9 protein-coding genes are annotated in these 12600 nt (G+C 57.2%); 4 read left to right on the top strand and 5 right to left on the bottom strand.

The window, feature by feature from the left end:
- Window positions 1-38: 38 nt before the first annotated feature.
- Window positions 39-1013, bottom strand: a complete 975-nt coding sequence (locus EBC_RS23045) for an ABC transporter substrate-binding protein (RefSeq protein WP_013204276.1) — start codon at window positions 1011-1013, stop codon at window positions 39-41.
- Complete coding sequence (locus EBC_RS23040; RefSeq protein WP_013204275.1) at window positions 1010-1714, bottom strand: ABC transporter ATP-binding protein; 705 nt, start codon at window positions 1712-1714, stop codon at window positions 1010-1012. The genes EBC_RS23045 and EBC_RS23040 overlap by 4 nt, the downstream gene beginning before the upstream one ends.
- Before the next feature lie 259 nt (window positions 1715-1973).
- Between EBC_RS23040 and EBC_RS23035 the strand changes: the two genes are divergently transcribed.
- A complete protein-coding gene (locus EBC_RS23035; RefSeq protein WP_013204274.1) occupies window positions 1974-3194 on the top strand; it encodes an MFS transporter in 1221 nt (406 codons plus the stop codon).
- A 108-nt stretch (window positions 3195-3302) separates the two neighbouring features.
- Here EBC_RS23035 and EBC_RS23030 read toward each other — a convergent pair whose 3' ends face one another.
- Window positions 3303-4118 (bottom strand): TIM barrel protein, encoded by an 816-nt coding sequence (locus EBC_RS23030; protein WP_013204273.1) that lies wholly within the window; start codon window positions 4116-4118, stop codon window positions 3303-3305.
- A gap of 493 nt (window positions 4119-4611) precedes the next feature.
- Here EBC_RS23030 and EBC_RS23025 point away from each other — a divergent pair, with 493 nt between their 5' ends.
- Together EBC_RS23025 and iolB are read left to right on the top strand one after the other, a co-directional pair.
- Complete coding sequence (locus tag EBC_RS23025) at window positions 4612-6117, top strand: CoA-acylating methylmalonate-semialdehyde dehydrogenase (RefSeq protein WP_013204271.1); 1506 nt, start codon at window positions 4612-4614, stop codon at window positions 6115-6117.
- Window positions 6118-6180: 63 nt separating this feature from the next.
- Window positions 6181-6999: a 5-deoxy-glucuronate isomerase gene (iolB, locus tag EBC_RS23020; RefSeq protein WP_013204270.1), complete on the top strand. Its 819-nt coding sequence runs from the start codon at window positions 6181-6183 to the stop codon at window positions 6997-6999.
- A gap of 45 nt (window positions 7000-7044) precedes the next feature.
- Here the strand turns inward: iolB and EBC_RS23015 are convergent, their stop codons facing one another.
- A complete protein-coding gene (locus EBC_RS23015; RefSeq protein WP_013204269.1) occupies window positions 7045-7887 on the bottom strand; it encodes a MurR/RpiR family transcriptional regulator in 843 nt (280 codons plus the stop codon).
- Window positions 7888-8204: 317 nt separating this feature from the next.
- Window positions 8205-10124 (bottom strand): bifunctional 5-dehydro-2-deoxygluconokinase/5-dehydro-2-deoxyphosphogluconate aldolase, encoded by a 1920-nt coding sequence (locus EBC_RS23010; RefSeq protein ID WP_013204268.1) that lies wholly within the window; start codon window positions 10122-10124, stop codon window positions 8205-8207.
- A gap of 489 nt (window positions 10125-10613) precedes the next feature.
- On the opposite strand from EBC_RS23010, the gene iolD reads away from it, so the two are divergent.
- On the top strand, window positions 10614-12554 hold the full coding sequence (gene iolD / locus EBC_RS23005) for a 3D-(3,5/4)-trihydroxycyclohexane-1,2-dione acylhydrolase (decyclizing) (protein ID WP_013204267.1): 1941 nt from the start codon (window positions 10614-10616) through the stop codon (window positions 12552-12554).
- Window positions 12555-12600: the final 46 nt, after the last annotated feature.

Below are 12600 nucleotides of genomic sequence, written 5' to 3'. Positions count from 1 at the left end.
GCAGTTTCACAGGCAGATTTCCAGGGCGTCGGGTCGCGTTATGGTGCTGCAAATAATTTACCAAAGCGCTGAAGCACCGCCGCACGGTCACTCTTTGCCTCGCTCTGCGCAGGCAGGATTTTCAGATCGCTGAGCAGCGGGCGTTTCGCGCCAATATCCGATCGCGCCGGCATCAGCCATGCTGCCGCCACTAACTCCTGGCCTTCCGGTGACAGCACATAATCGATAAAGGCTTTGGCGTCGGCGGCGTGCTGCGTCGACTTAAGGATCATCATCGGGCGCGGGGCCACCACGGTGCCGCTTTCCGGGAAGATCACTTTGATCGCTTCGCCATCCTGAATGCTGCCGTAAGAGACATAATCCACCGCGCCGAAGACGGCGGCTTTCGCACCCTGTAACACCGGCGTCAGCGCCTGCGCATTCGGGCCGCTGATCACCATGCCGTTGGCTTTCAGCTTATCGAACAGCTGCCAGGCACCGTCACCCATGCCGTTTTGCAGGCCGATTAACAGGTCCAGCGAGGCGCCAGACATCGACGGATCGGGGGTGGTCACCTTGTCCTTAAACGCAGGCGTGGTGAGGTCGGCCCACTCTTTCGGCTCCGGGGTGCCGCTTTTGGTGTTCCAGACGATGCCCAGTGCGGAAATACCCTGTGCCACATAGGCATCGCTCTTCAGCGCATCCGGCACCTTAGCCGCGTTGGCGCTCTGATACGGCAGCAGCCAGCCGCGATGCTGCAAATCTTCTGCCGTATCCCAGGAGGCGGAAATCAGCACGTCGGCCAGCGGATTGGCCTGTTCGGCTTCCAGACGGGCCATCACCTTGCCGGTGGTGGCCTGGAAAATATTCACTTTCACGCCGGTTTGCTTCTCGTAACCGGCGGCCAGTTTTTTGGCCAGCGAACCCGGTCCGGCGGTATACACCGTCAGCGCACTGGCGTCATTTATCATCATGGCGGAGGTGAAGATCATCGCGACGATGGCTCCTGTTTTTTTAGTCAAAATGGATTTCATGCTAATTCCCCAGAGAATGGCGTGACGGCCTGGATGGACGTCACCGAACCGTGTGACAGGTGAACAATGCGGCTGGCGAGCAGTTCGGCCTCGTTACGATCGTGGGTGACATACACTGCGGTGGTGCCGAGCTGGCTTAGCAGGCTGCTCATTTCACGGCATAAGGATTCACGCAGATCGCGGTCGAGGTTAGACAGCGGCTCATCAAACAACAGGATGCCGGGCTCGGCAATGATGGCGCGCGCCAGCGCCACGCGTTGTTGCTGGCCGCCTGACAGATCGGCAGGCCGGCGCAGGGCGAAGTTGGCCAGGTCGACGCGCTCAAGGGCAATCATGGTTTTCTTCAGCCGTTCGGCGGTCGCTACCTTGCGCATCAACAACGGGAAGCCGACGTTCTGCGCCACCGTCATATGCGGCCACAGCGCGTAGTCCTGAAACACCATGCCGATATCACGCTGTTCCGGGGGAAGCGCACTTCGCGGGCTGGCAATCAGCCGGTCACCAAAGTGGATTTCGCCCTGCTGCGGTTGCAACAGACCGGCCAGCAGTTTCAGCAGCGTGCTTTTGCCACAGCCGGACGGGCCCAGCAGCGCCACGGTGGTGCCGGCTTCAACCGTCAGGTCGAGCTGTTGCAGGACGCGCTGATCGCCAAAGGCATATTGAATGCCCTTCAGCACAATGCGGATCGGAGTGCGCGTCATAAGGCGGCCTCGGTAATGAACAGGCATCGCCCACAGACCGTCAGCGGTGACCGACGGTTCGCGCTCTCCTGGGGGAAAATCAGGGGAGCTGACATATTTTTTATCCTCTTTGGGACTTCATTAAGGCGGCAGTATAGGAGCGCTATGTGACGGATTTATGGCGGCAATTGTGACAATCCTGTAAACGGGGGATGACAGGCAGGGGGGAAATCAAGGTATAGTGAACCCTCGTGTTGGTGTTAACAGAGTCCCGATCCCCATGCCTGATCAACCCGCGCTGGAGCCTGCTCAAAGCGGTTTACGCTTGAATCTGCGCATCATTTCCGTGGTGATTTTCAATTTTGCCAGCTACCTGACCATTGGCTTGCCGCTGGCGGTCCTGCCGGGCTACGTCCATGACGTGATGGGCTACAGCGCCTTCTGGGCGGGCCTGGTGGTCAGCCTGCAATACTTCGCCACCCTGCTCAGTCGTCCCCATGCCGGCCGCTATGCCGATCTGTGGGGGCCAAAAAAGGTGGTGGTGTTTGGCCTGTGCGGCGCGCTGCTGAGTGGCATCTGCTATGCGCTGGCGGCGGTGGAAAGCGCGCTGCCGGTGTTAAGCCTGGTGATGCTCTGCCTGGGGCGGGTGATCTTAGGCGTCGGGCAAAGCTTCGCCGGCACCGGCTCCACGCTGTGGGGCGTGGGCGTGGTGGGTTCGTTGCATATTGGTCGGGTTATTTCGTGGAACGGGATTTTCACCTACGGTGCCATGGCGATTGGCGCACCGCTCGGCGTGGGCATTTATCAGTGGGGCGGCCTGCTGCTGCTGGCGGGGATCATTATCGCTATCGCACTGATCGCCATTCTGTTTGCGCTTCCCAGACCTAACGTCACCAGCAGCAAAGGTAAGCCGCTGCCGTTCCGCGCCGTGCTGGGCAAAATCTGGGGATATGGCGTGATCCTGGCGATGGGCTCCGCCGGGTTTGGGGTCATCGCCACCTTTATCACCCTGTTTTATCAGGATAAGGGATGGGATGGCGCTGCCTGGGCGCTGACCCTGTTCAGCGGGGCATTTGTCGGTACGCGTCTGCTGTTTCCTAATGCCATTAACCGCCATGGCGGGCTGGCCGTCGCGCTGGTTTGCTTTGCGGTGGAAGCCGTGGGGCTGTTTCTGGTGTGGGGATCGGTTGACCCGTGGATGGCAAAGCTGGGCGCATTCTTCACCGGTGCCGGTTTCTCGCTGGTGTTCCCGGCCGTTGGCGTGGTGGCGGTGAAAGCCGTTCCGCCCCAAAATCAGGGCAGCGCGCTGGCCGCCTATACCACCTTTATGGATCTGTCGTTGGGCATTACCGGGCCGCTGGCCGGGTTTGCCATGAGCTATCTCGGCGTGCCGGTGATCTACCTGATCAGCGCGTTGCTGGTTTGCGTGGCCATGCTGCTGACGGTCAGACTGAAGCGGATGCTGAAGGGGCAAAAAGAGGCGCTGGTCGAGATGTCCTGAGCCCGGCTGGACGCCTGCGGGCACGCGGGTAACAGCAAAAAAATAGCGGCAGTTCGACAGCTGCCGCCAAAGTGACACAGATAAGGGTGGGGGCGTTTACCCCCGGAATTAATCCTGCAAGATTTCGATACTACGACGGATTTCACGCTCAATATCCGCCGCTTTCCAGCTGTCCATCACCGAGGAGAACGGCTCGAAAGCATAAATTCCCCGGTAGCCCAACTGCTCAAGACGCTGCACCTGAGCGGCAGTTTTCAGCACATCCCCTTCGGTCAGCATAATGCGCTCTTCATCGGTCAGTTCGCTGGTCGGGCGGCCATCTTCCACGCCAGACAGATGCACCAGGCCAATCGCGTTGATATCCACCCCGCTGGCAAACTCTTCTTCTGCCTTCTCATAAAGGAAATGGTGGAAGGTATCCAGCACCAGGCGGAACGGCACGTTGGCATCCCGGATCAACGCCTGCGCCTTTTGCGCCGAGCGCAGCGAACTCACCGGGAAGCCCAGCGGCTCAACCAGCCCTTCAATGCCATACTGAGCAAACAGCGGACCGAGTTTTTGCAGCGCCTCAAGCGTCTGCTGCTCGGAAACCGGCGCACCGTCGTTCAGCGGGCACAGCACCAGCGCTTTTGCGCCAACGCCCTGAGCATCTTTCAGTAAGCCTTCCGCTTTCGCCATCAACGCATCGTCAGCCTGGTTAAACGGGTAGACCGCGTTGATGGTGACAATTTCAAGATCGTAACGCTGCGCCAGCGCTTTCACTTCGGCATGGCTCAGATTGTCGGTGACGCTACCGCCGCGCATATCGTTACGCAGTTCAACTTTATGCAGCCCAAGCTTATTCACCAGTTGGAAAAACTGTTCGATGCTGAGGCCGGGTGCAATCTTACGGTTAATACAGAAACGGGTAGGGTCAATCGCCATGGTACTGCTCCTGCAAGCAAGGTAGAGAGGATCTGAAGAGGCCTTTTTTGTGCAGAAGGAGGATGGCCTCAGGTTATGGCCTATAAAAGAACATTTATTTCATGTTTGGTGAATTATGAAATTTAAATTTTTGGATCGCTCTCGCAAAATTTCGTTTTTTTCAGCGTAAAGCCGCAACGAAAGGGAGGAAATGTGAGCCCTGTCGCAGGCGAAAATGGCAATTAATTGTCTGACGCTGACATGCCCATGAGCCGCGCCATTGTTAAGTTTTCGCTGGATTTCACTGACGGGCGGTAGCAATCGGCTCTGGCAACCGCTCAGCGGGTAAAAATGCGATCCAGGCCGCTAAAAATGAATTTTCTAAAGTGAAATATTTGAAAAATTTATTCCAATATAATACTGTCCTTGCACGCATTCGGGATTTGTCCGGTCAGGTTGCCAGCGGCTAAACGCGGCAGCCCGCAGGGAATACTCACATCAAAGAGGCCAGAACATGACTATCGTAGGCAATTTTATTGGCGGAAAAACGTCTCAGAGCGCCAGCAATGAAACCATCCCAATTTACGATCCGGCTACCGGCAAACCGGTGCGCGAACTGACGCAAAGCACCGCCGATGAGGTGACTCACGCCATCGAAGTGGCGCATAACGCCTTTGAAGACTGGTCACGCACCTCGCCTCTGCGCCGTGCGCGCGTGATGTTCAACTTTAAAGCCCTGATGGAACAACACCGCGAAGAGCTGGCTGAGCTGATCGTCAGCGAACACGGTAAAGTCTGGTCAGATGCGCTGGGTGAACTGACGCGCGGTCTGGAAGTGGTCGAATTTGCCTGCGGTATCCCGCATCTGATTAAGGGCGAGAACTCTGCCGACGTGGCAACCGGCGTGGACAGCTACTCGCTGATGCAACCGCTGGGCGTGGTGGCCGGGATTACCCCGTTCAACTTCCCGGCGATGGTGCCACTGTGGATGTTCCCCATCGCGCTGGCCTGCGGCAATACCTTCGTCCTCAAGCCACCGGCGCTGGATCCTTCTGCATCGGTGCGTATGGCAGAACTGCTGACCGAAGCCGGCCTGCCGGATGGCGTCTTTAACGTGGTCCACTGCTCGAATGAAGATGCTGAGCAGCTGTATAAAGATCCGCGCGTGCAGGCGGTGAGCTTCGTCGGTTCTTCCGGCGTGGCAGAACATATTTATAAAACCGCCAGTGCCCATGGCAAGCGTGTGCAGGCGTTTGGTGCGGCTAAAAACCACGCCATCGTGATGCCGGATGCCGACCTGGAAGCAACCGTCAATGCCATCATGGGCGGTGCTTTCGGTTCAGCGGGCGAACGCTGCATGGCGCTGCCGGTTGTGGTGGCGGTAGGTGATGACACCGCAGACAAACTGATTGCTGCGCTGACGCCGCTGGTGAAAGCCCTGCGCGTGGGCCCTGGCATTCAGAAAGGCAGTGAAGAGAATGAGATGGGGCCGGTGGTTTCCGCTGCGCACCAGAAGAAAGTGCTGGGCTACATCGATAAAGGTGAGCAGGAAGGCGCGAAGCTGGTGGTCGACGGCCGTAACTTCCAGGTGGAAGGCTACAACGAAGGTTACTACGTGGGCGGTACGCTGTTCGACAACGTGACTTCCGATATGGTGATCTGGCGCGAAGAGATCTTCGGACCGGTGCTGAGCATCATGCGTGCGCCGGATTACGCCAGCGCGTTGAAGCTGGTTAACAGCCACGAGTTTGGTAACGGTAGCGCCATCTTCACCAGCAATGGCCACACCGGCCGTGACTTTGTGCGTGAAGTGCAGGCCGGGATGGTCGGCGTTAACGTGCCGGTGCCGGTACCGATGGCCTTCCACAGCTTTGGTGGCTGGAAGCGTTCGGTGTTTGGCGCGCTGAACGTGCATGGGCCAGACGGTGTGCGCTTCTACACCCGAATGAAAACGGCGACCGTGCGCTGGCCAAGCGGTCAGAAAACCGTTTCAGAGTTCAGCATGCCGACGCTGGGATAATTCATACATTCCAAAACCTCTGGCGCGGCTGCAAGGCGCCAGAGGAGAGTGAAGGAGAATTGAATGTCATTGTTGTCCAAAGTACAAAAACCGGATGCGCAAGGGCGCATTCAGCACGTGACTCCGGAGAGCGTGGGCTGGCGTTACGTTGGCTTTGATGCTTATCAGCTGAAAAAGGGGCAGACCCTGCAGCTGGAGAGTGGCGATAAAGAGCTGTGCCTGGTGCTGGTTGCCGGACTGGCGTCGGTGAAGACGCTGCACGCTGAATTCCCCGGCATCGGTAAGCGGATGTCGCCGTTTGAACGCACGCCGCCTTACTCGGTGTATGTGCCGAACAACGACAAAGTGGAAGTCTATGCGGATTCCGACCTTGAGCTGGCGGTCTGTAATGCGCCGGGCAAGGGCGCACTACCGGCCAGACTGATTTCGCCGGCGGACGTCGGCGTGGAGCAGCGTGGCAAGGGGCGTAACAAGCGTCTGGTGCACAATATTCTGCCTGATGATAAGCCAGCGGACAGCCTGCTGGTGGTGGAAGTGTATACCAACGAAGGTGACACCAGCTCCTATCCGAGCCACAAGCACGATCAGGAAAACTCAGAAAACGAAACCTATCTGGAAGAGACCTATTACCATCGGTTTAACCCGGAGCAGGGCTTTGCTATGCAGCGCGTCTATACCGACGATCGCTCGCTGGATGAGTGCATGGCGGCCTATAACCGCGATGTGGTCACGGTGCCGCGCGGGTATCACCCGGTCGCCACCATTGCCGGTTATGACAATTACTATCTGAACGTGATGGCCGGGCCGGTTCGACTGTGGAAATTTACCTGGGAGAAGGATCACGCCTGGGTGAACAGCGATGCGTATCCGGTCGAAAAGTAGAACGGGATGCGACAAAAAAACGGGTGGAATTTTCCACCCGTTTTTTTATGCCTTATCGGCGTTGTTCAGCGCCAGCGAAACGGCCAGCGTCTGGGCCAGGCACAGTGAAGCCACCTGCGAACGGAAGCCATCAACCTGCGCCTCACGCACCACAAAACAGACGTCGCTGAAAGCGGCCAGCGGGCTGACCTGGCTGTCGGTGATCGCAATCAGATGCGCCCCACGTTTGGCCCCTAACTCAACCAGTTCCACCGCTTCACGCGCATACGGCGAATAGCTGATGGCAATCACCACATCCTTCGGATTCACCATGCTCAGCTGCTCGGTAAACATCCCGCCCAGGCCGTCAATCAGGAAGGCACGGCGTTCCAGATGGCGCAGCGCATAGGTCAGATAGGATGCCACGCTGAACGAACGGCGCAGGCCAATCACGTAGATGTTCTCTGCCTGATGCAGCATCTCAACCGCTTTATCCAACTGCTCGGGATTGGTCTGCATCGCCAGCTGTTGCAGCGCCTGTGAATTCACCATGGTGAACACATTAAGGATTTCAGCCGGGTTCTCGGGTGGAGCAGCCGTTTCATCGGTCGAGGTCTGGCGGAACAACCGTGCGCGCTCGGTGTAGTTCACCGTCTCTTCCATCAGGTGCTGACGGAAAACCTGTTTCATTTCGTTGAAGCCGCTAAAGCCAAAGGCATTTGAGAAGCGGATCAGGGTAGAAGGCGGTACGTCCGCCTGTTGGGCAATCGATGCCACGGTGTCAAAGGCAATGCTGTTGCTGTTGTCCAGAATATAACGAGCCACCTGTTTCAGGCGCTTACTCAGGGTGTCGTAGCGACGGCGGATGTCGTCCTGCAACAGGGAAAGCTGCGTTGGGTTGTTGGTCATTACTTCGGCTCGCTAAATAAAATAAGTCGTTTGTTCTGTCCGATATTCTACCAGATGAACAAAAAATTTCACTTTCTAACGGATTTCAGGGGATCTATTTCATCGGGATATGAATGGAATCACAGATTCTGGCTGAAAAGAGAGCAGAAGGGAGGGGGAATTCGTTCGTGAAGAGAAATAAGCGCAGTGAAAAGGGCGGGATGTGAAGGTTGAAAGGGCAGAACACCAAGGTTAAAAGGGCAGGAACGGGTGACTGTTCAGCGGCCGCTGGCATAGCCGACCGGTGATGGTGTCGCGTTCCTGCCCTGGTTAACGCATTACTTCGCTGGCCGCACTTCGCGCCAGTAATTGATCAACTGATGGTAGTTGCTTTTCACCTGGGCGATCAGCGCGTCATCATCCAGCTCGCCTTGCAGCCACTGGCGTGAAGGCTGGCCGAAGATGGTGCGGCCGACGGCAAACCCTTTCACCCACGGTGCTTTGGCGGCGTCAGCGAAACCGGCTTTCAGCTTCTCTTCCGGCGCATCGAGGCCGAGGATCAGAATGCCGCGACAGTTCGGATCTTCCCGCTCGATCAGGCCACTGATTGCCTGCCAGCTTTCCAGTTTCAGCGGCGGCAGTTTCCACCAGTCCGGCTGAATCCCCATCGAGTAGAAGTGGGTCAGGATATCGAGGTAGTAAGACTCTTTCTTGTCCGGATTGCCCTCCGGCAGGATCACTTCCAGCAGCAGTTCGTGGCCGGTTTTGTTACAGCCGTTCCACACGTCCATCACCAGCTCATCCTGCTCTTTACGCAGTTCGGCGCTGTCATGCGGATGGTAGAACACCAGGCATTTCACCACGTGTTCCTGCGGCCAGTCGACCAGCTGGGAACCGATGTTGCCGTGCTCAAGGCGCAGCGGACGGGAGCTGGGTAACTCAATCGGGCGACCAATCCACCAGCCTTTACCGGTGATGGCGTTCAGCGCCGGCTGTCCGAAGGTGGTGTCAGCGAGGATGCCGCTGCGGCCATCCAGCCCGGCTTCACCGGCGGCTTCTTCTGCCGCACGCAGCAGCAACAGCTTCAGTTCAGGCAGGCGTGACGTGTCGACGCCCGCTTCATTAGCCATATCCACCAGCTGTTTACGGTGGTCGAAGGCAAAGACACACAGCTCTGGCCACTGTTGCTTGCGGGTGGTGACGCGGTGCAGGTGATTCAGGCGGCTGTCGAGGTCAGGACGCTTGACGTCCTTATCGCGGCTGAGGAAATCATCCAGTTCAGCTTTGGTTGGCATCGCTGGCGCGCAGCCATGGCGTGACACCACCAGGGCGCCGCAGGCATTGGCATAGCGACAGGCCTGCTCCCAGCTTTCATCATTCAACCAGCCGCGCAGCAGGCCAGACATAAAGGCATCGCCTGCGCCCAGCACGTTCAATACTTCCACGCGCACGCCGCTTTGTAATTTGGTTTGTTCCCAGCTGTCCGGGATCTCGCCTTCCAGCACCACGCAGCCCATCGGACCACGTTTGCAGACCAGCGTGGCTTTCGTCGCCTGACGAACGTTTTTCAGCGCGGTCAGGGTATCGGTGCTGCCGCCGGCAATATGAAACTCTTCTTCCGTTCCGACCACCAGATCGAAATAGTGCAGCACTTCCTGCAGCTGTTGCGTGACGTGCTCGGATTCCACAAAGCGGGTTTCACCGTCGCCGAGCGAGGTCAGTCCCCACAGCACCGGACGGTAATCAATATCCAGCGCGGTGCGTAAGCCGTTCTGACGGGCAATTTCCAGCGCCTTTAATACTGCTGCACGGGTTTGAGGATGCGAAAGGTGCGTGCCGGTGACCGCCACCGCACGGGAAGAGGTGATGTACTCTTCACTGATATCTTCCGGGATCAGCCCCATGTCGGCGCAGTTATCGCGGTAGAACACCAGCGGGAAGGTGTCCTGATCCTTAATTCCGAGGATCACCAGGCCTGTCAGCCGGGTTTTGTCGGTGATCAGACATTCGGTATCGGCACCCACGCGCTGCAGCTCTTCGCGCAGAAAACGGCCCATATGTTCATCGCCCACGCGGGCCAGCATGCCGGACTTCAGCCCCTGGATCGCCGTGCCGTACGCCACGTTACCCGACGAACCGCCGAGATATTTCGAAAACGTACTCATATCTTCAAGGCGGGCGCCAATTTGCTGGCCATAGAGGTCAACGGCAATGCGCCCGATACAAATCACATCAAGCCGTTTCTGTTGTGTACTCATACCTGTTGTTTCCTTCTCTGATAAGCCGACTCAGCTGCGCTTTTCCAGCGGACTCGCCTGAACGTAACGTCCGGACGCCCGGATTCAATATGGAAATGAGTATGGAGAATAAAAATTTCAACTTCAACACAAAATGAAATTAATACCCCAAAAGTGTGAGGTGGATAAAACTCTGGGGATCGTCGTTGCGGGGGATCAAAAGCGGCGGCGGGTTGTGGCGATCCAGGCGGTGTGAGCCTGCTCGCAAACTGCAAAAGCCGTTCGGGCAAAGCCCTTGAAGTGAAACGAAATTTTCTTTACTGCTCAGACATCCTCTTTATTGTTCCAAATCTGACCGCGCGATCACCCCGCGCAGAGTCGTTTCATCGCATAATTTGATCTCTCTCGCAAAATGAAATGTTTCTTCTGTAATTCTGTTTAGTGAAAAAAATATTTGTTTATAATCGCCTCACGTTTCACTTTTTCAGCCTCACCGTTAAGGAAGAGCACATGGGTAAGAGTAGATTAACCACAGCACAGGCTCTGGTCAGATTCCTGGACAACCAGTATCTGTCGGTAGATGGCGTTGAAACCAAGTTCGTTAAAGGGATTTTTGCCATCTTCGGTCACGGCAACGTGCTGGGCCTCGGTCAGGCACTGGAGCAGGACAGCGGCGACCTGGTGGTTATGCAGGGTCGTAACGAACAGGGTATGGCGCACGCGGCCATCGGCTTCGCCAAACAGAAACTGCGCCGTGAAATCATCGCCTGTACCTCTTCTGTCGGACCGGGTGCGGCCAATATGATCACCGCTGCGGGCACCGCATCGGCTAACCGAATTCCTCTCTTACTGTTGCCCGGCGATGTGTTTGCTACCCGCCAGCCGGACCCGGTTCTGCAGCAGATTGAACAGAGTCATGACCTCAGCATCAGCACCAATGATGCCTTCCGCGCGGTCAGCAAATACTGGGACCGCGTCAGCCGCCCGGAGCAGCTGATGACCGCCTGTATCAATGCCATGCGCGTGCTGACCGACCCGGCTGAAACCGGCGCGGTAACGATTTCCCTGCCGCAGGACGTGCAGGGCGAAGCCTATGACTACCCGGATTATTTCTTCCAGAAGCGCGTGCATCTGCTGGATCGCCGCCTGCCAACCGAAGCCCAGCTGGCAGCCGCACTGAAGATGATCGCCGGTAAGCGTAAGCCAATTATCGTCTGCGGTGGCGGGGTGAAATACTCCGAAGCCGGTGAGGCGCTGCGCCAGTTCGCCGAGCGCCATCAGATCCCCTTCGCGGAAACCCAGGCCGGTAAAGGCACTATTGTTTCTGACCATCCGCTGAACGTCGGCGGCGTGGGTGAAACCGGCTGTCTGGCGGCTAACCTGCTGGCGAAAGAGGCGGATCTGGTGATTGGCGTCGGTACCCGTTACACCGACTTTACTACCGCGTCGAAATGGATTTTCCACAATCCGGACGTCAGCTACATCAACATTAACGTCAGCAATTTTGACGCCTATAAGCTCGATGCCGTGCAGGTAGTGGCCGATGCGCGTGAAGCGCTGACCGCACTGGATGAGCGTCTGGCTGCACAGGGCTTCACCAGCGGCTGGGGCGAGAAAATCGGCCAGGCGCAGAGCAAATTGCTGAAAGAAACGCAGCGTGTTTATCAGTCGGTTTACAGCAACGACGGCTTTGTGCCGGAAATTGATGACCATATGGATCGTGAAGCGGTCTATGCCGAGTTCAACCGCCTGACCGATTCCTTCCTCACCCAAAGCAGCGTGCTGGGGACACTGAATGAGCATCTCCCAAAGGATTCGGTGATCGTCGCCGCTGCGGGTAGCCTGCCGGGCGATCTCCAGCGCGTCTGGCGCACCAAAGATTACAACAGCTACCACGTGGAGTACGGCTACTCGTGCATGGGGTATGAAGTCAGTGCCTCGCTGGGCGTCAAACTGGCCGAGCCGCACCGTGAGGTCTACACCCTGGTGGGGGATGGCTCCTTTATGATGCTGCACTCCGAGCTGGTGACCTCCATTCAGGAAGGGGCAAAAATCAACGTGCTGCTGTTCGACAACATGACCAACGGCTGCATCAACAACCTGCAGATGGAACACGGGATGGACAGCTTCACCACCGAGTTCCGCTTCCGTAATGCGGAAGGCGGCAAGCTGAATGGCGGCTTTGTGCCGGTAGACTTCGCGGCGATTGCCGGCGGCTACGGCTGCAAAACCTATCGCGTCACCACCCTCGACCAGCTGAAGCACGCGCTGGAAGATGCCCGCAAGCAGACCGTTTCCACGCTGATTGATATCAAAGTGCTGCCGAAAACCATGGTGCACAAATACTTCAGCTGGTGGCGCGTTGGCGGGGCGCAGGTTTCCGAATCTGAACGGGTCGATGCGGTCGCCAAAATGCTCAACGAACATATCGACCAGGCACGCGAATACTGATTCATTTTGCTTACTCTGAATGTAGTGCGGACATCTTCACTGGCTG

It is taken from the genome of Erwinia billingiae Eb661 (assembly GCF_000196615.1).
GTDB classification, from domain to species: domain Bacteria; phylum Pseudomonadota; class Gammaproteobacteria; order Enterobacterales; family Enterobacteriaceae; genus Erwinia; species Erwinia billingiae.
Note: the sequence above shows the minus strand (reverse complement) of the source record. Positions and strands in the feature narration are given on the sequence as shown.

What these genes read in the sequence shown, in the direction of transcription:
- EBC_RS23045 (WP_013204276.1), bottom strand. Translation starts at nt 1,013, where the DNA reads ATGAAATCCATTTTGACTAAAAAAACAGGAGCCATCGTCGCGATGATC.
- EBC_RS23040 (WP_013204275.1), bottom strand. Translation starts at nt 1,714, where the DNA reads ATGACGCGCACTCCGATCCGCATTGTGCTGAAGGGCATTCAATATGCC.
- EBC_RS23035 (WP_013204274.1), top strand. Translation starts at nt 1,974, where the DNA reads ATGCCTGATCAACCCGCGCTGGAGCCTGCTCAAAGCGGTTTACGCTTG.
- EBC_RS23030 (WP_013204273.1), bottom strand. Translation starts at nt 4,118, where the DNA reads ATGGCGATTGACCCTACCCGTTTCTGTATTAACCGTAAGATTGCACCC.
- EBC_RS23025 (WP_013204271.1), top strand. Translation starts at nt 4,612, where the DNA reads ATGACTATCGTAGGCAATTTTATTGGCGGAAAAACGTCTCAGAGCGCC.
- iolB (WP_013204270.1), top strand. Translation starts at nt 6,181, where the DNA reads ATGTCATTGTTGTCCAAAGTACAAAAACCGGATGCGCAAGGGCGCATT.
- EBC_RS23015 (WP_013204269.1), bottom strand. Translation starts at nt 7,887, where the DNA reads ATGACCAACAACCCAACGCAGCTTTCCCTGTTGCAGGACGACATCCGC.
- EBC_RS23010 (WP_013204268.1), bottom strand. Translation starts at nt 10,124, where the DNA reads ATGAGTACACAACAGAAACGGCTTGATGTGATTTGTATCGGGCGCATT.
- iolD (WP_013204267.1), top strand. Translation starts at nt 10,614, where the DNA reads ATGGGTAAGAGTAGATTAACCACAGCACAGGCTCTGGTCAGATTCCTG.